Raw genomic sequence first — 22,225 nt, 5'->3', positions numbered from 1 at the left:
CCGTCAGCTACTGGCCTCGGCAGGCTCGTTCGTTGGAGTGAGAAAGTCCCATTCGCGGATGGCGAAGCCGACGATGTCGATGCGCCGCTGGAGGTGTTCCCACTCGCGGGCGATCTCACGGCGACGGTCTTCTTCGTCGGCGTCGAGACCCTCCTCGGCGAGCGTTCCGCGAAGCTGGTTCGGCGACTGGACGTCGAATTCATCCTCCCAGTCGCGGATCTGCGCCTTCATATCGGCGACACGGTCCGTGAGTTCCTCGACAGTGTGCCCGCTGTCGCGAAGCCGCATCGCCTCCTGCATCGCCTGGCGGCGGTAATCAGGGTAGTACGTCGTGTGCGTACCACTCTCGTCACGGTGGAGGATCCCGTCGTCGACGAGTCGTTCGAGGACGCGCTTGGTCGGCTCGTGTGACCAGCCCGCTTCGGAGGCGATCCAGTTGGCCGTCCGCGGCTCCGACAGCTGTCGGGCGGCCATCCGCACGCGGTCTTCGCCCGTGGTCTGGCGCTCCATCAGACCCTTAGAATTCGATTCGTCTTCGGTCATACGTTACCGTTCACGCCCTATCTCCATATAGATTGAGGTCATTCGTCCTATATCGAACTGCGGTATTCCGCTAGTTCTTCGACGTCGCTGAGTGGAACTACAGCAAACTCGCAGCCCGGTCTCGGCGGCTCTACCCTGGGGGAAGCGCCGTTCTGAGCCGATTGCAGCATTCGTGCTTACCGGACGGCGGCGGGGTACTTGAAAGTGGTCGTGATTATTCGTGTAATCACGACCAACTAGAAATTTGCTCTATTTCCTCCAATTCAACGTCTGAAGGCCCTTACTCCAAGAAATCCAGCAAATCGTATTTTTATAAATCGTATATCGCTATACAATTTTTCTGCCGTGTGGAAGTTGAGACTACAGAGGGTTTAGCGGGGCTGTAATGTGTGTTTTCAGCTGTTTCAGTGATCGGGAACTGGCTCAGATTGCTCTCCAAACGGCTATTCCTCTTGGAAATCCAACTACACACGCGAATTTTGGCGGCTTCCGACAGCGTTGCCACTCAGACGCCGCGCTAACACGAGTAAAACCACTCTCTATCCGATTCCGGTCTCCTTCTTCAGCAGCGTGAGCGTATTGTCGGCCGTCACAATTGGCGAATGCTCGTACTCACCGGTCAACTCAACCTGCACGAGCAAATCCACCGCTCGCCAGATCGAGTACAGGAGACACGCGAACGCAAAGTAGAAGAACCGCAGGCCGAAGTGCTTCGACGTTGTAGCGGCCATGAACCGTTTGATCGATTTGTAGCCGCTCTCGATCTCCCAACGATAGCCATACTCAGTGAGAAGGCCACTTCCTCGGTTTGTCATGAACACCGAATATTGCCCGTGGTCGTCGTGTTCAGAGTTCTCTTTCCGACGGTAGATCAGCGTCGTCGAGTGCCACTCGTTGTCGCCCAAGTGCAGTTTTCGATCAGTTTCGTAGCGATCCTTCCCTCGTTTGAGAAGGCGCTTGGCTTGGGCTTTCTCGCTGGTCTGCATCCGCTTTGGGACGACGTAGGAGAGCCCGCGCTGGCTGATCATCTCTAGGACGTGCTGACTGTCGAACTCCCTGTCCATCAGGACGTTATCGACGTGAACGAGGCCCTCAGCCGAATCTAACAAGTCCTCAACGATCTCTTTGCGTGACTCGCCTTTCCGTACCGGGCAGGCATCGAGCACGAGTGGGACAGCGTTTCCGACCAGCTGGACTGTCGCCCACTGGTAGGCGTACTCGTCGTTCTTCTCCTTCGTTCCGATAATCTCGTCCTCGTGGTCCGTCCTATCGCCCGTGAAGGGATCGTCCTCGGTGATGTCGATGGCAACGATACCTGCGCGGAAGAACTCCTCCGTCTCCGCGAGCTCGTTGATGAGTTGCCGGATTGCCTGTCGGTACATCTCACGAATCTGCTCGATAGGGAGATCACGAATCTGGTCACGATGACCATGCCCGAGTGGTGTTCGATCACGTGTCGACTCGTGGATGAAGCTGCGAGCGCCCTCGTTGGCGGCCAAGTTCTCACGGAGTCCTAAGTAGGTCTGTAAGCCCCAGTATGCGTTCTCGGGAATCTCACAGCCCTCGCCACGGTTGAGCGAGAACGCGGGGAACACGACGCGACTGACGTGCTTGGTAATCGTCCCTGCCTTGTCGAGGATGGCCTGGTCGTCAGGGTTCGATTCAGCGGCGTCGTGGCCTCGATACGGGAGATTTCGTTCTGGTTCGCGTGGTACGGCGACATCCGCGTTTTGCGCTTTGATGAGGATCGTTCGAGCCGCTTTCTGGACCGTCTCGCGGAGATCTCGCGTGAAGCGCTTGTTCCAGGTGCGCCACAGTGTCGATTGATCGGGCACCGTCCCCAACTCTAGGCGTCCGCAGAGTGCGGGGTGGCTATCGAGGTACTCGACGAGAGATGTTTCGTGCTGCCATCCGTGGAGTTCTTTCAGCACGAAGACGCGAAAGAGGGTATCCATCTCGTAGTGTGTCGAACTTCCGTAGCAGTCGTGGGCCTCGAAGCGGAAGTAGGCCAGAGGAATCGAGCAGACGAACTGTTCGAGTGAGTCATGGTCAGAGTGCGTAAACCAGACACTCGAGACGACTCGAACGTCCGATTCTAACCCGGCGAGCGAGGTTCGATCGTACAGCGGTGTCGAGTCATATGTGGGCCACTCGACGTGCTGCTGGTGTGCGATCCGACGAAAGACGCTGCGCCGAGACTCACAGGTTGGTGCCACTACGGGACGCTGGACATTTCACAGCCAAGAACTCGTTCTCTTCGACGGACAGTCAAGAGAGCAGACTAGAGGTGGCCGTATCCCTTCCGTTCGAGTTCTGCTTCCAATTCGACGTGCATCGCTTCAACCGTCTCTTCACCGAAATGCTGTCCCGTCATGGCACCTGATATCTCTGCGATTTCAGCGTGCCACTCACGTACTGCGTCTACAAGGGCCGCGAGGAGTTCTTCCTCCGTCTTGTCTACCCCATCGACTTCCTCAACGACCTGCCACCCCGGCTGGAAGTTTTCGAGGACGTACCCCGTATCCTCGAACTGAATCGCAAACCGCTCGCAAACCGCCCCGAACCCGGTTTCGAGACTGAGTAATGGAATGACGTGGACGATATCATCGCGCTTCTCCAACTCACGAAGATCCGCAACGGGGACCGCAGTTTCAGGGAGCACTGAATAGAGTGGATCAGGGAGCGGCGGATCGCTTTCAGTGGTTCCCGGAGAGGCGTACTGGTCGTCGATAGGATCGCCTTTCTCTTTCACGATCTCCGGTTCTTTGTCGCTCGACTCATCACTGAGAACCTCCTTCAAGATGGCGTAGAACCGCCATTCATCGCCGTAGTCGTAGAGATAGCAGATGCGATCGTACTGTTCGAGACCGAGCTGGCGGGTCATCTCGCCGATCGTCACCTCACCGGCATTCTCAATCCGTTCCGTACGCAATACCGGATCGCCACCAGGCGACTCCTCGTACTCTTGCGGGCACTGGTATTTGACGGCGCTGTCCCAGTAGTCTTCACCCTCTCCGACGAACCAGAGGTGGCCCTGGTCAGCCCGACTGCAGGGTTGATCGCCGACTGAAACTCGGTGATCGTTCTATCCGCGCCGACAACGATATCCCGCCACAGTGACGTCGGATCGGGGTCGAACTTGACGCGAAAGCGGTAGGCAGTCATCCTTGCATCTCCGTACCTGTGCGGAAACTGGTGAGATCGTCGATACGCTGTTCGAGCTCTTCGATCTCCGCTCGGAGCTGGTTCGCCTCATCGTCCTCGCTAGCAGCGAGTCGGTCCTTCAGCCCCTGGAGCCGGGATTCTTTCACATCTTCATCGACCTCCGCTTTGCGAACGTATTCGCTTTCTCCGACCTCGTACACATCGGAGTCGGAGAGCGTAGTGACTTCAAGTGCTTCATCGACTTTCGAGCGGTCGACGCTCAGTACACGCTCACGGTCGATGCCAGCATTCTCGAGCCGTTCCAGCACCTGCTCGTCGTCTTTGAGCGAGCGGTTGCGGCGACTCGTCCGTTGGACAGAGCCGTACTGCCCGGACACTGGACGGTCGTGATGGAGTCGAGCGAGGAGGACATCCGCGACCTCTTGGCGGAAATCATTGGCATCTCGCTGCACATCCGAAAGCAGTGTGTAAAGATTCACCAACGCGTTCGTCTCTAGTTCAGGGAGATCTGTCACATCGTGACGTTCGAGTGCGTCGATGAGGAGGAGCGCGTCCGAGTAGACATCCAGTCCGTCGGGTTCTGTTCGTTCTTGGTCTGTGGGTTCCTGTTCCGCGCCCACCACCTGCGTCACCGTCGCGACCTCTGATTGTGTGATGACGCCAGCGTCCTCATCAACCTCGAATCGTGGATGGACACTCAACACCGCAGGGTATGGATCGGCATCCGCCGGGAGACGGTCAAGATCAAACCCGTCCGGAGCGTCCTCGATTCGGCGATAGAGCGTTTCGAACTGGTCGCGCTGGAGCGGCCGTGTCTCGTCTCTGTCTTCGAACTGAATGATGACGCGAGCGTCCTGTACGTCAGTAATACGAAATCGCCGATGGGAGAGTGGCGTAATGAGCGTCGCACTCTCGGGGAGGTCGTCAACCTCCTCGAGAAGCGTGTGCCAGCTGGCGGTGAAAGACATATACAGTGGTTGCGAGCCATTCCGACTAAATCTTGTTCACGACGCGGCCACTGGCAGGCAGTCTCTGTAACAGACAGTCTGATACGTGGCTCTTCGGAATTACCGATATGGCTGAGACGTACGCACTCCGTGTTCAGATCGAGTCACACGAGTACGATGGCGAGTTCTATCTCGTCGGCGACGGATACGGAACCCCAGCAGACGTGTTGGATAACGTCGCTGCCGACCATCTCCTGCAAATCACGAATGCGCCACGTATCGAAGAATACCTGCTCGATGTGCTGAAGCACGGAGAGAATACAGATGAAGCCGAGTATGAGGCGACAGACAACAATGTCGAATGCTGGATTCACGTCGACGTCTCCTACCAGAGGTACGCCTTCGGTGTCGGGGACAGCGTGTTTGAGTTCTCAAGCGAACCGACCAAGAGTGAAATCGCGTCGACTGTCACGCAACTCCAGTCGTAGGCTGTGGACTCTCGTTTAGGGATCGAAGTGGTAGATGTAGGGGTGGTCAGCCTTCCCAGCGGGCATAATCTCTTCGAGTAGCTTGCGAACCTCGGATTCGGAGGGGGCACTAGTGATAATCCGATCATCGTAAATGGCTACATAGGCTTCATTGAGTCCCAACTCGCGCAGTTCGCGACCCAAGCTTCGGGCTCGTGCCTTCCCCATCTCCTGGTGGTAAATCCGCTCCAATTCGTCGGATTTCTCTCGTAAATGCTCGATCTCCGACGCGTATCGCTCTCGGTTACGCTTGTTCTTCATGTAGAAGCGCAACTCCTCGGCGTCCGTCTTTTCGTCTTCCTCAGGTGCTGGAAGCGAGTCGATTATGCCGAAGCGATGTTTGGCCTCCTCGTACTCGTCGTCAATGTCAGTACTGAGCGAGCCCCCGAAAATGATATTCTTAATTCCGATCCACCCGTCGTAGACGATCTGATCCTCGAACGGTAACAGAGCGACACTCGAAACCGGGACTGGAAGTGCGGATTCATCCCACAGGTCGGCGAACGGTAGCCGAGCTGGGCGGACTGCGTATGTTTTCGGCGGTTCTGTCCAATCCAGGAAGATCGCGTCGTCTTCACGATAGCGGACGACGACGAACTCCCCAGTGATGAAGTCCGTCCATGCTGCGACCTGCTCGAGATCAGCTTCCGACAGGTCAGCAGGGTTCTGTTCAACGAAATCCTCTATCAGGTCCGTCGTTGACTCGTTGTACAGCGTGTTTCGGAGCGGCAGAAGCTCGTCAGTATAGTGCTGTTCGAGGTCAGCGACTGTTTCGATCTCTTCGATGACATCGAACCGATCGTTGACATACACCAATAGGTGGGCGTACAGGTCAAGAAACCGTTGTTCACTCTCTTCGGACAGCCGTCTGTCGGCTTCACTCATTGGTAATAGACGTGTTCACGGTCACACTAATCAGGCGTTTCGAACTTCGAGCAAGCCCGTCATCGATACTCCGAGATCGTACGATACGGGACGTAGTACCCAATTTCATCGATCCAGGTCGACAGCCACACGTCAGCAGTCGCTTCATCAATCTTTCCAGCATCGATTGCAGCCAACAGAACTCCGACCGACCCGACAACGGTCACGCCCTGGTCTTTCGCAAACAACCGGGCATCTCCGTCGTCTGTGAGCAGTCGACCGTCGTGTGCGTCGGCGAGGGCGAACGCCTGTGCTTCCCCGGGATCAAGATGCCCACCAACAACGGCTTCTCTGTTTGCGACAGTATCCGAAATCGTCGCGACTGGGATTTCGTTATCAAGCGTATCGAGTGCTTCCTGGAGATATGGGTGGTTATCAACGCCGTGTTCGAGCTCCTCACGAACGACTGGTACCGTACAGATTCCAGAGAGGTCAGCAACTACCCACAGCTGATCGATGTACGCAAAATTCGAGAGGACAGTCGTGTTCAGGACGCTCGGGTTCGCTGGAATATCATCACCAGTCATTTCGCACGTGACTCCTCGTCGTCCGAATCCTCATCACCGAATTCGAGTTCGCTTGCTGCCTCTACCTCATAGGCTGCGTCGTCTTCGTCAACGAGTCCGAGACGGAGTTCGACGCCGTGCTCACGGAGGATATCACGCATTGTCCAGCGGTCGACATCAGCGAGTCTCGCAGCATCACCGAGCGTGATCCGCTCTCGTTCGTAGAGAGCCACCGCAGCTGCAATACGTTCGTTCTCGTGGTCCTCGAAGTATTCACGCACGAACTCTCGCAATGCATCGCTCTTGCCACCAAACACACCAGCCTCAACAGCACCCTCGATGAGGAGGTCGAGGTCGTCTGGATATGACCCGGTGATTCGTGCCATCGTTCTATCCCAGACTACGTCTTCATACTATTTATGAACTACGCCAGAATACCATATGCATTGAGAAGGCCGGTCTCAACTACTGTCTGCCGTGTAGTTCACTCGATGGTGAAGTACCACGTTCCATCTCCCCCCGCGATAATAACTCCGGGGCCCAGTCCCATCCCGGACGGTTAGAGATCGAACATCTGCTCTGCGAGCCCTCGAATCTCTTCCCCGGTCAATTCGTTCGTTGTCCGACCGTCCAAGCAGTCGCGAATGAGGTGAAGGTCTTCATCAGTCAGGTCTGCTGGCGACAGAATTTCCCTCTCGTACATTTGGTTCATCGCCTTCAGAAGGTCGATATGCTCCCGTTCCACGATGTCGGTATGGAGGAACTGTACCGCTTCATCGGGTGGAAGCCACTCCTCGATAGAAGCATGTTCCAACCCCTCACCGGCCTTCTGTCCGGATAGGTACAGCCCCATACTCTTGACCTCCTTCCTCCATTGCCGAGTGGAGCTTCCAAAGTTCCTCGTACTGGTCGACGGTCAATCGACTCGTGACCTCGAAACTGTCGATTGTGACGGTCTGTTTCGCAGTCCCCATTATGCGAGATGCGCCCTCGAAGTGGACTGTGAACGGCCCATACTCGTCCTCGTCGACGACGTGGAACTGCAACTCTCCACTCTCATACTGAATGATCGCGGGGCTCTGGAAGATTCGTTGAATCTCCTCGGTTTCTTCGAAGTTACCGTACAGGACGAACCCGTCCGGTTCCCCCGATCTGAACTCACGATATTCGTCGAGTATCGATTCGAGGTCATCTCGTATTAGCGTCAGTTCTCTCTTCTCGTCGTCCTGATCTTTGCTCGCAATGGCAACAGAGAGAGAGCGAACTCGCCGCGCCACACCGAATGAGTAATTCGCCAGTAGCCGGGCGTCGACGGCGATTGGAACAGGTTCACCATCTGATTTCGGAACGAAGAGGACGTATCTCGTGTCCTCGGCCTCCAGCTCGATGGGAAATTCTGTCTCGAACTCATCCAGTTTGAGAACTTCGTACCGCTGGGCATGCTTCTTGGCGCCGTAGATGCCGTAGTAGCTCGTGTAGAAGTGGGCAATTCGGCGGAGATGGCTCTTGAACCAAGAGAAGATGTCGTGTTCCGCGACCTCTTCCGAGAGGCCAAAGGCCGACTGTAGGTTCTCGGCATAGCTCCCGTCTATTTCGTCCTTCGAGTTGCAGAACGACTCCGCATTCTCCGTAGCGACGTGCTGATAGAAGGTTCTCACCTCGTCAGGCTGGTAGCTCGCTAACCGATCCGAGATCTGGTCTGTGTCCTCGAATTCGCATAGGAGCCGTATTCCGAAGGTTTCGGCGTACTCCATCGTCTCGCGAAGGAGAGTAGCGGATTGACGAGCACCCTCTTCCGAGTCGACTCCCTCCTCTCTCACCGTCTCCATCACTTGCTCAATCTCCTCGAAGGTACGTCCGGGCCGCCAGTCGCCCACAGCCCACTCAACGATGTCGGTTGTAGTTTCGGCTTCGTATTCGTGGGGTTGAGGATCGTTGTCATCTGGCTGTTCGTCTCGTTCGCCCATCGATGGTGTAGTTAGACTCCTCATGTTTAATAGGCCGTTGGAGAGGTTGTTCCTCAATCCCTCGCCCGACCCACTCGATCGATGCACAGATTCTGGCATTCGCAACTACAGTCTGCCGCGCCGAGGACCAGCCTTGATGAATACTCGAGGGTCGGCCCTCGACGAGTACAATTACTATCTGGAGTATCTGGTATGCAAACATTCATTCTATCTAACAACCATTGGATATGCGGTAATCGCACTATGACCCCCGAGAAACTCCTCCAATCTCTCTTTGACTCCCGGGTTCAAGCAAGTGCTCCTCCAACCAGGGTCGGCATCCTACGCGTATCCGGGTCCTACAAGCACTCCAAAAGGGGAACCTCTGCATCCCCGATCTCGCAGAGAAGTCGGACGTAACTCGCCAAACTGCCTATCGGGCTGTTGCTCCACTCGACGAAGCGGGACTCGTTCGCGAGCGGAACGACTGCTTCACATTGACCTGCTCTGGATCGAGGATACTGGAGGCATACCTCCAACTCGATGACGAAGTTACAGTCGACTCGCTCGCCCGCCTCACACGCTCACCACACCAACAGTGGCTGCTTCGAGTTCTCAAAGAAGAGGCAATGAGAAAGTGTACTCTCCTCGATCGTGCCCGGGATGAGGGTGGACCTTCCCGAACGACGATTCATCGAATAATCAGTCGCTTGCAGGAAGACGGCTACGTGAATCACCAATCAGCCACCTACGAACTATCCGAATCGGGTGAGTTACTCCAAGAGTCATTCGAACACCTTCACGAAATCGCCGCAGGAGCCATTGAAAACCGGAGCTTCGTTCGCTGGCTGCCAGCCGAGCTCGATTCGCTCCCACTCGAAGCCCTCGAGAATTTCGAGCTTATCCACAATACTCCGGACCAGCCTCACAACGTTCTGAACGCGTTCGTCAGCGGTGCTGGAATCGATTTAGAAGCGTTCCGGGGCATGGGTGCCATTCGGAGCCCTGCACTCGATCAGGCATATCGCCCGGTCGTGAATCACACTCCCAGCGTCACCGTCGTATTCACTGACGAGGTCCTCTTCCAATTCCACGGCGACCACCGGTTCGTCGACTATGCTGCTCAGTTCGATTATTCTGCGTATCTCAAAGATGGCCTCATTAGACAGGATGCACGACTGTTGTTCGTTCCCGGGCCAATCCCACTTCACCTTGCGATATACGACGATTCGCGCGTGATCATGGCGCCTGCCCCATCGACTGGAGTTACGGAGGCCGAATCGACGGCTCTCGAATCATCTGACTCATGTATCATCGAATGGGCACTCAACCTCTTCAGCGCACATCTCGAAGACGCTCGACCACCGATTCGGGTATTTCAGGAACACGCCGCAACCCTGATCGGGGATAAGAACGGACAAGAACGCCTGCTTCGATCGTCGACACCACAGAAGATGGCCAGATGAACTGTAGAAGGGATTGTTCCACAACTCGTTACACTGTCTGTGGAGTTGCTCTATTTAGCGTTGCTCGCGTCTGAATCTTCATGGCCGAAAGACAATCGCAATCTAACACGGCCACTACTGATGGTCCCTCCGCAGTCGAGAACGAACCCCATCAAGGACCGCCGAGTCAGGATGGGAGTCATGGCTCCGCCACCAGAGAGAAGTGGTACAGCGTGACGTTTTCGGTGCCGTGGATCGTCCGTGGGGCAGAGACGGGGCAGGATGCGATCAATATCGCAGTTAGTGAAGTCGGCAAGCGCATCACCTCCGCCAGCGATCGAACGAGAAACTGCAATATCAACGTCCAGAGCTTGGGGTGCAACGACTGTAACAGCAGGACAGACGCCCTGCTCTTGGTCTCGAAAACCGCTCTCGTCGGGCTCCTCGTGACTCTCGATGTCCAAGCTGCGTCTGACGAGGAAGCTGAGCGAACCGCTCGAAGAGAGATCGGCCCTCACTTGGAAGACACACCACTCACCTCGGTCGACATCTCACGAAAGGAGCGTACCAACTGATCTCCAACGGCTAAAACGTTAGAAACGGTAATAGCGTTATTAACATTTCTACTATTTCTAATGCTAACAGTGTTAGAACCAGATGCACCCACCACACCGTGGGTGGTCATTAGACCCATTAGAGACGATATTAGCACTAATAGCATTAGAGCAGTTATTGACGTTAGAAACGCTAATAACATTAATAACGTCAGACATCCGGCTGACCAACGTTTTTAGCGTTAGAAACAGTCGAAACGAATAGAGCATCAGAAATGTCGGAAACCACCCCACCAGAGGTAATCGCAGTATCGTTCCAGAAAGGCGGAACAGGAAAGACCTTTACCGCACTCAACCTCGCGGGTGGCCTCGCAGCACGCGGATTCGATGTCCTCCTTATCGACCTGGATCCACAGGGATCGCTCACGGCTAACCTCGGCAAGAGGGAAGTCTACGAAGACATCGACCAGCTGTCACTGGACAACGTTCTCCTGGACGTGAACAAGTGGTCGCAGATCAACGAAATCATCCTCTCCGACCACGAGGAGTTTGATCTCATTCCGTCGAACACGACGTTCAACGGGAACAAGACGCCACTCGATTCGGCTGATGCCGGTGAGAATCGCCTCGGCAAGGTCATCGAGCAGATCGACCACGAATACCATTTCATCGTTTGTGACTGCCCCCCTGATCTCTCCGCATACTCGAAGAATGCGGTTACGGCCGGCGAGAACGTCATCGTCCCGATGCAGCCGCGTTCAGAGATGATTCACTCGGCGAACCTTCTGTTTGACCACTACGAGACGCTGGGGATGATGCACAGCCTCGAAATCGAATATCTCGCGTTCACGATGACCTACGACTCGACGAAGCTCACCAAGGAGAAGCGGAAGGTCATCGACTGGTTCGAGGACACGTTCGACGAGAAAGGCGTCCTCGTCGACGACCGGGCGGCCTTCGACCGAGCGAAATGGAACCAGGCGTCGATATACACGCACAGTGAGGCTGTCAAGAACGACCAGTTCCCCGTGTTCGACCAGGTCGTGCAACTTGTTCTCGAGCAGACGTCACCGCCGGATCACGACATCGATCTCGAACACGCACGGAACATGAGCACGGAAGAACTCCGGGACCGCATCAAGGAGGCTCCTGAAGCATGAGCGATCTCGAACAGGAAATGGAAGAGACAGCCGAGCGGGCAAAGGCACTCGGTGTCAGCGGCGGTCAGACGACGGATCCGTCTGAGTTAGTCGAAGAAGACGAGGGGGAAGTAGCCGACGAGCACGACGACGATGAAACGGAGAGTGACGAAGTGGAAACAACAGAAGCATCAGCAACATCAGAAACGTTAGAAACGCAAGAAACGGCAGAGACGAAAGACGAAGATCAACGAGAACCAGGCGGCCTCGATGATCACGCCTATCCAAATCCGGACAAAGATCTGGGGTCACTAATCGACACGTACGAGAATTTCAACGTCTACGTACCTCCTGAAGTGAAGAAAGAGGTCAACGCGTTCTACAAGCAGATAGACTACGAATTCTCTCAGGAGTTCGGAGACGAGCTCGACAAGCACTGGGACTTCTACACGGCACTCTTCAGAGCAGTGCTACAGAATCGGGAGATCGTTAGAGAAGAGTTAGGGATGAGCGAGTCTGAGTAGATAGTATCACAGATCGCTCCCGTATGCGATTTTAGACACCATTTCGGGGGGGATCAGCTACTCTATCAAATCGACCATCTCACGTAGCTCAGATTTGACGTCCTCCAATTCAGCTGGTTCCCACTCAAATCGTTCTTCGAAGCCGGTGTCGGTGAATCTGAGAGAGGCTCGAACTCGTCGACTCGGGTCGTGCTGGAAGAGAGCAAGCGCGTACGAGAGCATCTGTGGTCGGTAATGTGCCGCCAGGTTCCCCGATGTCGTTGCTGAAAGGTCGTTGGTCTTGTAATCGATGATGTGATACCGGTCTGGAGTGACGAGCAGGCGGTCGATATCGCCGACAATTCTGGATCCGTCCAGACGTGCCATCACCGAGTACTCATCGTGGACTGCTTCGAGAGTAACCGAAGCCTCGAGATCGTCGACGAACCGAATCGCGTCGTCTGCGTGGTCGATTGCCGCGTGGATGTCGTCCGTTGTCGGTTCTTCACCGGCCATCTGACTCACCCGTTCGACGAACGAGTCCCACTCGTCTCTCGGTGGGCGAAGCTCGTTCAGTCGATGGACGACAGTTCCGAACGTGGTCGGGCTGAGGCCTGGTGATTCTTCACCCGCTGCGTAGGTGTGTCCGTCACCGGAGTGTTCGGCCACTTCGTTCACGAGCGTCGTCGCTGTCACTCGGACCCCAGTGTCGCGTTCGGGGGGTGACGGAATCGAGATTTCCGGCATCGTCTCGTCGACGTCTTCGTCGGATGCCCAGTCCGTCGGTTGGGGTGGTGTTCGGATGATATAGCCTGCATCACCGAGTTGACCTCGAGTGTCGCCGTTCTGGACAGCCTGGCCTAGAAGTTCGCCATCGTCGAGGAGATAGGGTTGAAGCCAGTCACGCCAGCGGTCAGCCTCATCGAATGCCGCCGGCTCGCCGAGTTCTATGTCTCCAGACTCGCTACGCTCGATGTCGTGTGTTCCACACAGCAGGAGATGGTCGCGAGTCCTGGTGCAAGCGACGTAGAGGAGGCGTTTCGCCTCTGCTCGTTCCTGTGGCAGTGAGAGACGATCTGCGTACTCGTGGACGGCAGTCTTCTCGATCGAGAAGGCGTCTCTGGGATGAGGACCGCCGACAGCGGGAAGCGGTGGCGCATCTGTAGTTCCCTCCACCAGTCGGACGTAACCGTAGTCGTCGACGCTTCGCCCGAAGTTCAGACTGCTTCCGATATCCGGGATCGTGACGATTGGGAACTCTAGTCCTTTCGAGGAGTGAATCGTCATGATTCGAACGCCCTCGGCATCGCCAGGAATGTCCGCTTCACCCTCACGTGGATCGATTTCTGCCTGCCGGTCGATCCGATGTAGCAACCCAGCAGCCGTGTGAACGCCGTTTTCGCTCCAAGTTCGGACCTGATCACGGAACTTCTCGACGTTCGCAACTGCCTGCTGGCCGCGTTCGTCGGCACTGACACTCGTCAGGTACCCGGTATCGTCGATGACGCGCGTGAGGACGCGATTCCACGAAAGGACGCCCTCTTCTCCCGGCTCCGCACACCCACTCAGCGTACGCCAGCTCGATAGCAGCTCGAACGCGTCCGTAAGCTGTGGATCATCGGACGTTTCCAAGGCCGTCCAGATCGAGTCTGCACTTGCGACCGCCGGCGCAAGCCGGTCGTCGGTAAACCCAAACAGGGGTGATCGGAGCACACCGTACAGAGAGATGTCGTCCGTCGGATCACCGAGTACCCGTAGGAGATTCGTGAGCGCCTGCACCTCGGGCGTATCGTAGAACCCGACACCACCGATGACCGTATACGGGATGTCGTACTCTTCGAGGGCTCGCTGATACCGGTCGAGGTGCGTCCGACGACGGAGCAAGATTGCCACGTCGTCAGGGGTCGCTGAACGGTGCTCGCCAGTATCCGTGTCCTGAACGAGCGGTGGGTCGTCAAAGAGGGTCGTCAGTCGGGCTGCGAGTGCCTGTGCCTCTGCTTCGATTGTATGGTCCAACGCTCCCTCAGCGACGGGGTGGTCGTCACCGAAGAGCGTCGCTGCCGTCTCTGGGTCGTCAGGGACGACGAGATATTCGATACTGCCGTCGAGTCCGTCGACGTCTTCGATTCGGTCTCGTCTCGCAGTGAGCGGTTGCGGTGGGGCTTCGAACGGCGCATGCTCGTCGTCTTCGGGCTGGAACAACTGATTAAATAGTTCGTTCAGGAACGTGAGGGGGTCCTCAAGCGTCCGGAAGTTACCCGAGAGTTCGAGCGAGGTCGGGCTCTCGACGTCGCTGTCGGGAACCTCGTCTAGCCCGAGTCTGCTGTTTACAGACTGCAGTTCGTCCCGTGCCGCGCCGAACGTCGTGACGTCAGCGCCGCGGAAGGCGTAGATGCTCTGTTTCTCGTCACCGACGAGGAACACGTTCGTCGCCGTCTCCTCGTCGACGCCAGTGAGGAGCTTCACGAGTTCCCACTGCCGGTCGTCCGTGTCCTGGAACTCGTCGACCATTACCGCCTCGAACTTGTCCTGGAGACGGCGACGGACCTCCTCATTCTCACGGAGGAACGAAATCGTGGTCCCGATCACGTCGGGGAAATCGAGCGCATCTCGTCGGTCCTTCCCGGCCTCGTAGCGTTCCAGTACCCCATCGAAAACACGCATCAGTGCCAGCGCGTAGTGCGCACTGTTCTCCTCGAGTTCGCCCGGCGTCGTGTCGACAGCGTCCTCATGGGATTCGACAGCCTCGATTACCACGTCGACAGCGTCTTTCAGGTCATCGTAGACGTCACCGTGGTCGTGCCAGTCCTCTCGAGACCCAACGACGTAGCCTGAACTACTGTAGAGTCCACCGCTCTTCTTCTCACACACCTCGTAGAGGTCGAGAATCGCGCGCTGGCACCTACGGGGATCACTCTCCGAGGGAGACTCTGGAAGCGTCGTCGCGATGTCCTCGAAGGTTCGATAGGCTCGCAAGCCGTCCTCGTCCTGAACGTCGGCCCCCGCGGGGAGTCGGTCAGCCAGCTCTCGCAGGGTTTCCAGAACGCCGTGTGCGTAGAGCGTCTCACGAGCGTCATCGGCGTCCAGGTCACAGACAGTCTCCCAGAGGACGTCCACGTACTCCTCGACGTCGACATCTCGCCAGCGTTCGAGGACGGCCTCGCTCTGTGGGCGCTCGTCGAGCAACCCGGTCAATACGTCGACGAGTTGGCTTCGTCCCCAGAGCTGGGCGAGCAACGCGACGTCCTCGTCGCTCTGATTTCCTTCGACGAACTCCGTGACGATTTCTCGCTGGAGAGTTGCGGCGCCGTCCTCGTCGAGGACATCGAACCCGAGTGGGACTGGCGCTTCGACGGCGCGTTCTCGTAACAGTCGGGTACAGAATGCGTGTATCGTGTGGACGTAGCCGTCTTCGAGTTCGTCGAGAACGTCTCGCCACCGATGGTATCCATCAGGCGAATCCTCGGCAGCGAGCCTGTCGTAGACTTCCGTCCGGACGCGTTCAGTCAACTCCGCAGCGGCCTTTCGCGTGAACGTGATCGTGACGATGTTCTCAGGGGTGAGTGATGGATTTGCTTCGAGAATGGTGACGTACCGCTCGGTCAGTGTCGTCGTTTTGCCGGTCCCAGCGCCGGCGGTGATGGCCACGTTTCGGTCCTGAACGAGTGCGTCTTCCTGCTCGGTGGTTAGCTGAATTGCATCGTCTTCATCAGTCATCGCTCATCACCGCCTCGAGGTCCGTATCGTCCTGTACGCGGAGTGGAACATACGCCGACTCGTCTCCCCGTGCGTTCTCGACACGCTCGCGCTTCCGATGGTGGCGGACGTCACAGGCGCGACGATAGTCACAGTAGCTACAATTCGCTCCCCGACTCGACAACAGCGTCGTATGGAACCGGCCATTCGCGATGGCGTCGTCGATCCGGCCGAGCCACTCGGGCACGACCTCGTCTAAGAATTGACGTAGCTCTGCCTGTGACTCGAATTTCGATTCCACACCGCGTGGGACTTTGACGTCGTTTGGCGGCCGGACCTGATAGTACGTCGCGGACAGCGCAGCGTCATCGAGATCGTCCTCACTCAAGACGGTCTCCGCAGCGAGGAGATAGATCGGAAGCTGGAACTTCGTTCCACCTGTCGTTTTGGTCATATACGGCGCGCGTCCCGTCTTGTAGTCGTACAGCGCTAATTCCGGTTGTTCGTCGGTACCGGCCTCGTCGACGCGGTCGATGTACCCACGGATCGAAACGGTCGACCCGTCAGGATGTTCGACCTCGAACGGTCCAGTGTCGGAGTCAGGTAACCCGTCACCGAATGGGGCTTCGAACCAGTGCGGTCGGGTATCGCCGCCTCGCGCGAGTTCCTCTTCGATGAACGTCGCGAGCAACCCTTTCTCGGGGGCTTCGTGCGGTCTCGAACTGCCCGCGTTCGGGTTCGTTTCTGAGTCGCCCAATCCGGCGAACAACTCGGTGAGCCAGCGTTCATAGAACAGGCCGTCGTACTCGAAGTCGGCGTCCGCCAGCTCGTCGAGTGCGATATCGAGGAGCCGGTCTTCCAATTCGTCTCTCTCGTATGCACTGACATCGAGTTCCTCGGTCGAGTCCGCCGCAAGCGCCACATAGAAGCGTTCGAGAACGTCGTGAACGTAACTGCCGGTCTCGAGCGGCGTCGGCGTCACTTCGACGTCGTCTGGATCCTCGATGTCGAGAACGTTCTCCGCGTAGAACTTGAACCCGCATTCGACGTACCGTTCGATTCGACTCGCGCTGTAGGGTTCGCGCTCAGAGGGAGGATACACCGCTTCGACGGTGTCTGCATCGAGAAGGCCATCGTGAGATGTGAGATCTGGGACGCTTCGATTCTCGGCACAGCTGAGGCCCCGGTCAGTTCGTTTCGTCTGATCGGGTGTGAGGTCGCCCTGCTCGCCGGCGTGATCGACAGCAACTCGACGACGTGAGTGAGCGGCGAGGTGACGCTGGAGGTCTTCGCGGGAGCCGATGCGCTCGTCAAGACCCTCTACTGGTTCGATACCGGTTACTCGTTGAAGTTCATCGAGTACCGGTGAGCGGACGACTGCCGATTCGTCATCGCCGGATTCTGGAGTTGTGAGTGTGACTTCATCGACGTTCGCCAGCAGCGTCGCGAAGAGATAGCGGCCTCGAAGGCGCTCGTCACTCGTGTCGAACCGCGGATGGGCGTCGGTCATCTCATCGAAGAATGCCGGTCGTTCCGGTGAGACGGGGAAGTGTTCAGTCGTGAGCCCGACGACGTAGACGTTCTCGAACGAGCGCATCCGCGCGTCGAGCATCCCCAGAACCTCGACGTGACCGCTGGCAGCACCCTGAGGAACACGAATCGGAACGCCATCGAACGCCCGAGTGAACAACGCCAGTGGCGAGAGATCACTGGAAATCGCTTGCATCGATTCGAACGACGTGAGAACCTCGTCAACGACGGCGTACGCTTGCTGCTCCGTCGCCTGTGTCGTCCCGCCGGCGTAGCTCTCGACGGCAGATTCAACCTCGAGTTCCTCATCCAGTAGTCGGCGGAAAATGGCGAGCGCTGTTTCGAGGTCACCAGTACGAAGCGTCTCCAGCGATGAGACGAGGTCCTCTATATGCTGCCTCGCGTCATCGTCGATGTCGTCAAGCAGCGGGTCGAGTGCGACAGTGTCGCGGCGTCGAGCGGCCGCCGTGATTGCGTCAACTTGCTCTCGTGAGAGGAAGTCGACGAGTGGATTCGCCAGTAGCGATGTCAGGTCCTCGGCGTGAGGTTCCTGCTCGGCAAGCCGAAGCAGGTCATGGACGACGCTCCCTGCGAAGGTTCGATCCAGTTGGGAAGCAGCAGTCGTCACATGTGGAATCTCATAGGTCTCGAAGACATCGTCGACGTACCCTGCATACGCCTCGGTGCCGGGGATTACGACTGCAAGGTCGTCTGGATCGCGACCGTCAGCGAGTTCGGTTCGGAGTTCGCGAGCGACGAATCGAACCTCGCGTTCCGGCGTCGGTAACTCTCTCCATGTGAGCGTCCCTGGAATCGGTATGTCACCGGGGTCGTGCCGGTACATCGCGTTCGTGACTGTGGCGACTTCGACAGCAGAACCCTGCTGTGGTTCGACCACCGTCCGCTCGAAGCCCAGCTCCTCGTAGACCTCTAGTCCATCGACGGTAACACTGTCGGCGCCGCCCTCGCCATGTTGATGGAGCGGGAGAATCGCGATCGTATCGAACGCGTCGACGATTCGCTCAATCACAGCGCGTTCGACGGGCCGGAACTCGTGATACCCGGAGAGGATGACAGTGTCGAGTTCTGGCGAGAGGTCCGATAGATCAGTGTCGGCAGTCGCGACGGCTTGGAAGATCTCACCACGCGTCGCGGTCCATTCGTCAACGTGGTCACGATGGAGTTCTCCATACGATCGATAGGCGTCGACAGTCGCCGCCGAGATCCGGTCGTCGAGGGCTGATCCCGCGAATTCGGTTGCAAGTTCCTCAGCCGTAGAGACGCCAGCATCATCGAACAACGAGAAGCGACTACTGAAACCGTCCGCGAGTGCCGCAGATGCTGGCTCGCCCGCAAGAATGCTCCCCTCGCTCTTGGTCGCCTGGTCGAGAGCAAATTCCGTGAGACGGCGGTTCACCTGCCCGGAGAGTCTCGCGATTGGGCCGTCGAGAGCTTCGTACCAGTCACGGACGACTGCATCGAGCGTTTCGGCTCGGAGGCGAAGCGGACGATATGTGTCTGCCCACGCGTCTTCGACGTGACCTCGTCGAGCATCGTTTCGCGTGATATAGAGAATGCTACCGAGCGAATCACCAGCAACGGTGTTGGCTTTCTGGAACGCCTGCTCTTCGAGAAGTGAATGTTTGGGACCGGTGAGAAGCGTGGAATCCATCGAACAACCTGTACGATGACAAGGCTGTTACTTCACTCTTGGTAACAGTAATTAGATATCTGACGTTTACCAGAATAGTCCCATTTGGAAGAGATTCCGTGAGTCAGTTCCACTGCGTAGAGTAGGGAGTTCAGCGATTACCGACAGGAGCGACAGCCAATCCCATCAGGAGTGACAGAGAGGTAATTCGCCTCCGAAAGTGGCGCCTGACAGGACTTACACGTTACTTCATCGGTAACGCCGGCCCCGATAGCATACGGGGCTCGAACAGTGTCAGTTCGCCCGTCTTGACTCACAGAGAGTTCGATTTCACCTCGTTCGTAAGTAATGAGAGTTGAAGCGACTGGCTTAGTAGTGATCTCGATAGCGTGTCTCTCGTAGATCTTCTGGCGTTCCTGGGCAAAGCCACTCGTTTTCTCCTGAAGAAGGTCTTCAAGTTCCGTCTCCAGATCTTCTTTTTCGTTTTTCAGTTCTCGGCGCTTCTCAAGTGCCTCAACACGTTGTTGTTGGGACTCAGCACCGTCAACATCTGTAGTCAGATCTTGAAGCCGCTCAGAAAGTTGATTGATCTCATTCCGAAGTTCATTGATACGTTGCTCCTGCAGCTGTCGATACTCCTCGAATTCTGAATCAGCAGAGCGAGAGGCAGACTGGCGAACCTCCACGATCTCATCCCGAACTGCCTCTACTGCAGCCTTTTGTCCGGCTGAGACCGCATTAGCAAGCTTCTCAGAAGACACCTCCAAGCTCTCATCTACGTCATATCCCGTCGTGTCAGAGGATAACGGTTCTCCTGGCGCAAAGAAACCCTCAACAAGGATCTCCGAAATCCCAGGAAGTGGCTGTTCAGACTCTACATCTACCGTGACTGCCTCCAAAAATTGAGTCTGATACTCGCTTACTGTTTCCACACCAATTTTCACGAACACGCAAATCGCAGTTCGGTCGTAATACGGGCTAAAGCTAGAATCCTCTACTGAGACTTCGCTCTCTGTCACCCATGATGGATAGCGATGGGAATCATCAATCAGATGATTTGTGAGAGCGAGCTGTCCAATGGGCGCCATCTCCGCAGCCTCGTCGAGCAATTGCTGAGCAAATTCACTCTCCGGAGAGAGAACCATACCGCCACCGTCTATTTCAGCGTCACGTTCACCTAGCAAGACCTCGAATTCCTGGCTGTCAACGAATGCCACGTTGACGTGAGACGGTAAGCGAACCTGCCACCGATTATCGCTATCCTGAATCGAGGCACCAAGTCCGGTGAAGTAGTCTCGAGTGAAGGCCTCCAGAGCAGACTGAGTCACGGGATGTGTAGCGTCAGTCATCGCTTGCCCCCAGGTCGAAGCTCTCGAAGACACCGCTATTGAACTTCTCCACCTTCTGTGAGAGATCCTGTTGCTCTTCGAGATCGATAGCCATCGATTCGAAGTCGTTCTCGAGGTCGATCTCGGAATCAGCGCTCGCGAGTCGCTCGAAGATCTCGTCTTCGAAACTCCGCCCAGAGTCTTCGAGCCGGGTAAGAATCGTACTGAGTTCACCGACAGTCTGCTGGAACAGATCGATCTTGTGATACAGTCGGTCCAAGACGTACTCTTCTATCGTCCCTTTGAGTGCCATGTTGAAGACGTACACCGTACGCTTCTGTCCAATTCGGTGGATACGGCCGATTCGCTGTTCCACCTTCATCGGATTCCACGGGAGATCGTAGTTTACCATGATATTGCAGAACTGAAGATTCCGACCTTCATTCATCGCGTCTGTAGAGACGAGAACACCGCCATCCTCTCGGAATCGATCGACAATCTCCTCCTTCTCTTCACTTGAGTGTCCGCCGTGAAACGCATGGGTCGTATAGCCCTGCTTCTCGAGTGCGTCCAACACACGACGTTGAGTCGGTCGGAACTGTGTGAAGACGATGACTCGCCCCATCTCAACGTGGTCACGGGCTTCCTCGACGATATCGAACAGCCGCTCTTCTTTGGTTACGGTGTCTATGGCATCGATCTTTTCGACGAGTTCTTCGAGTTCGCTCTTGTGAGTGAGTTCGTTATTCTCGTTGAGCTGTTTGAGAACCGTCTGCTTGAGCGCTGCTGGGCTGCTCACAACCTCCTTTTGCAAGAGCATCAAGACGAGCTTCTGGCCACGGTCTTGGCTGTACGCTTCTTGAACGTAGTCAGTCACAGCATTGTAGAGGTCCTTCTCAGCGGCGCTCGGCTCGAACGTTCGTGTATCGATTATCCTATCCGTGAAGTCGATATCAGTGTCCTCACGGCGATTCCTGATCATGACTTGGCCCAGCCGGCGTTGAAGCTCATCGCGGTTTACGAGTGTTTCCTGGCCGTTGTCGACGAAGTAATGATGGAACGTGTCTCGGCTCCCGAACAATCCCGGTCTGAGCAGTGAAACGATATTGTACAGATCAGTGAGCGTTCTGGATTGGAGTAGCAGTGAGGAAGAACGCGTAGTTGTAGGTGAGCTTGTCAATTAGTTCGTAGCGGTCAGTGTCCTCGTTTTTCACGTAGTGAGCTTCATCCATCACGAGGACATCCCAATCACGAGCGAGTACTGTCGCACGATGCCGGTCACTCTTTGCCGTGTCTATACTCGCTATAATGCGATCGTGGGCGTCAAATCCCTGAAATTCATCGTCATAGTTGCAAACGAACCCCAGACCGAATTTCTCTCGAAGTTCTCCCTGCCACTGTTTCGCCAGTTGTGCGGGAGTCAAAATGAGTACTGAGCCGCTGGTCTCCCGGTAATGCATCTCCTTCAGAATCATCCCGACCTCGATAGTCTTGCCGAGACCGACTTCATCGGCGAGAAGGGCCTTGCCATCCATCTCGAACAGCGCTCGATGGGCAGCATCTACCTGGTGTTCGAGGAGTTTGACTTCTTCCTCGTCAACCCGCGAGAGTGAGCGGAGTTCCGTATCAGGCTGACCCGAGAGCAGGCGGTTTGCCATGACGGTTTGCCTGTGAAACGAAAAATCAGCGACTCCTGAGGAATATGATGCAACCAGGTCATCAGGGCCATCATGCGTGACCTCGATGTCTACGAGGTCCTGCTCGTCCATGGGATATGAAAAAAGGTAGGCAGACAAATAGGTTATGTTGGAAGTTTTAAAA

The 22,225-nt window shown here is 56.3% G+C and carries 16 protein-coding genes and 2 pseudogenes; 5 read left to right on the top strand and 13 right to left on the bottom strand.

What is annotated here, in order from left to right; translation table 11 throughout:
- Window positions 1-3 precede the first annotated feature (3 nt).
- From PSC72_RS24305 to PSC72_RS24290, 4 genes and pseudogenes are all read right to left on the bottom strand, one after another.
- The gene (locus PSC72_RS24305; protein ID WP_274326272.1) at window positions 4-543 is read right to left on the bottom strand and encodes a DUF7342 family protein; all 540 of its coding nucleotides are present in this window, start codon (window positions 541-543) and stop codon (window positions 4-6) included.
- A 539-nt stretch (window positions 544-1,082) separates the two neighbouring features.
- On the bottom strand, window positions 1,083-2,759 hold the full coding sequence (locus PSC72_RS24300; protein WP_274326271.1) for a transposase: 1,677 nt from the start codon (window positions 2,757-2,759) through the stop codon (window positions 1,083-1,085).
- Between the two features lie 65 nt (window positions 2,760-2,824).
- Window positions 2,825-3,708 (bottom strand): annotated as a pseudogene (locus tag PSC72_RS24295) (IS1096 element passenger TnpR family protein).
- Window positions 3,705-4,676: a hypothetical protein gene (locus tag PSC72_RS24290; RefSeq protein ID WP_274326269.1), complete on the bottom strand. Its 972-nt coding sequence runs from the start codon at window positions 4,674-4,676 to the stop codon at window positions 3,705-3,707. The pseudogene PSC72_RS24295 and the gene PSC72_RS24290 overlap by 4 nt, the downstream one beginning before the upstream one ends.
- A 107-nt stretch (window positions 4,677-4,783) precedes the next feature.
- Between PSC72_RS24290 and PSC72_RS24285 the strand changes: the two genes are divergently transcribed.
- A complete protein-coding gene (locus PSC72_RS24285) occupies window positions 4,784-5,143 on the top strand; it encodes a hypothetical protein (protein ID WP_274326268.1) in 360 nt (119 codons plus the stop codon).
- A gap of 15 nt (window positions 5,144-5,158) precedes the next feature.
- Here the strand turns inward: PSC72_RS24285 and PSC72_RS24280 are convergent, their stop codons facing one another.
- The 5 genes from PSC72_RS24280 to PSC72_RS24260 form a co-directional block, all read right to left on the bottom strand.
- Window positions 5,159-6,067 (bottom strand): hypothetical protein, encoded by a 909-nt coding sequence (locus tag PSC72_RS24280; protein ID WP_274326267.1) that lies wholly within the window; start codon window positions 6,065-6,067, stop codon window positions 5,159-5,161.
- A 59-nt stretch (window positions 6,068-6,126) separates the two neighbouring features.
- Window positions 6,127-6,633, bottom strand: a complete 507-nt coding sequence (locus tag PSC72_RS24275) for a hypothetical protein (RefSeq protein ID WP_007992719.1) — start codon at window positions 6,631-6,633, stop codon at window positions 6,127-6,129.
- Complete coding sequence (locus PSC72_RS24270; RefSeq protein ID WP_007992717.1) at window positions 6,630-6,998, bottom strand: UPF0175 family protein; 369 nt, start codon at window positions 6,996-6,998, stop codon at window positions 6,630-6,632. Before PSC72_RS24270 ends, PSC72_RS24275 begins: the two co-directional genes overlap by 4 nt.
- Window positions 6,999-7,171: 173 nt before the next feature.
- Window positions 7,172-7,465 (bottom strand): hypothetical protein, encoded by a 294-nt coding sequence (locus tag PSC72_RS24265; RefSeq protein WP_274326266.1) that lies wholly within the window; start codon window positions 7,463-7,465, stop codon window positions 7,172-7,174.
- Window positions 7,431-8,579, bottom strand: a complete 1,149-nt coding sequence (locus PSC72_RS24260) for a hypothetical protein (protein ID WP_274326265.1) — start codon at window positions 8,577-8,579, stop codon at window positions 7,431-7,433. The genes PSC72_RS24265 and PSC72_RS24260 overlap by 35 nt, the downstream gene beginning before the upstream one ends.
- A gap of 329 nt (window positions 8,580-8,908) precedes the next feature.
- Here PSC72_RS24260 and PSC72_RS24255 point away from each other — a divergent pair, with 329 nt between their 5' ends.
- From PSC72_RS24255 to PSC72_RS24240, 4 genes are all read left to right on the top strand, one after another.
- On the top strand, window positions 8,909-10,024 hold the full coding sequence (locus PSC72_RS24255; protein ID WP_456071275.1) for a transcriptional regulator FilR1 domain-containing protein: 1,116 nt from the start codon (window positions 8,909-8,911) through the stop codon (window positions 10,022-10,024).
- 80 nt (window positions 10,025-10,104) lie between these two features.
- Complete coding sequence (locus PSC72_RS24250) at window positions 10,105-10,578, top strand: DUF555 domain-containing protein (protein ID WP_274326263.1); 474 nt, start codon at window positions 10,105-10,107, stop codon at window positions 10,576-10,578.
- A 254-nt stretch (window positions 10,579-10,832) separates the two neighbouring features.
- Window positions 10,833-11,717 carry a ParA family protein gene (locus PSC72_RS24245; RefSeq protein WP_274326262.1) on the top strand — a complete coding sequence of 295 codons (885 nt, stop codon included), beginning with the start codon at window positions 10,833-10,835 and terminating at the stop codon, window positions 11,715-11,717.
- Window positions 11,714-12,220, top strand: a complete 507-nt coding sequence (locus PSC72_RS24240; RefSeq protein WP_274326261.1) for a hypothetical protein — start codon at window positions 11,714-11,716, stop codon at window positions 12,218-12,220. The genes PSC72_RS24245 and PSC72_RS24240 overlap by 4 nt, the downstream gene beginning before the upstream one ends.
- 57 nt (window positions 12,221-12,277) lie before the next feature.
- On the opposite strand, the gene PSC72_RS24235 is transcribed toward PSC72_RS24240, so the two are convergent.
- The 4 genes and pseudogenes from PSC72_RS24235 to PSC72_RS24220 form a co-directional block, all read right to left on the bottom strand.
- Window positions 12,278-15,916 (bottom strand): UvrD-helicase domain-containing protein, encoded by a 3,639-nt coding sequence (locus tag PSC72_RS24235; protein WP_274326260.1) that lies wholly within the window; start codon window positions 15,914-15,916, stop codon window positions 12,278-12,280.
- Window positions 15,909-19,097: a PD-(D/E)XK nuclease family protein gene (locus PSC72_RS24230; protein WP_274326259.1), complete on the bottom strand. Its 3,189-nt coding sequence runs from the start codon at window positions 19,095-19,097 to the stop codon at window positions 15,909-15,911. The genes PSC72_RS24235 and PSC72_RS24230 overlap by 8 nt, the downstream gene beginning before the upstream one ends.
- A 137-nt stretch (window positions 19,098-19,234) precedes the next feature.
- Window positions 19,235-20,425 (bottom strand): hypothetical protein, encoded by a 1,191-nt coding sequence (locus tag PSC72_RS24225; RefSeq protein WP_274326258.1) that lies wholly within the window; start codon window positions 20,423-20,425, stop codon window positions 19,235-19,237.
- Window positions 20,418-22,173 (bottom strand): annotated as a pseudogene (locus PSC72_RS24220) (DEAD/DEAH box helicase). The gene PSC72_RS24225 and the pseudogene PSC72_RS24220 overlap by 8 nt, the downstream one beginning before the upstream one ends.
- Window positions 22,174-22,225: the final 52 nt, after the last annotated feature.

Source organism: Halosimplex aquaticum (genome assembly GCF_028747785.1).
Classification (GTDB): domain Archaea; phylum Halobacteriota; class Halobacteria; order Halobacteriales; family Haloarculaceae; genus Halosimplex; species Halosimplex aquaticum.
The sequence above is the reverse complement of the archived record's forward strand: the minus strand, read 5'-3'. Positions and strand labels throughout refer to the sequence as shown.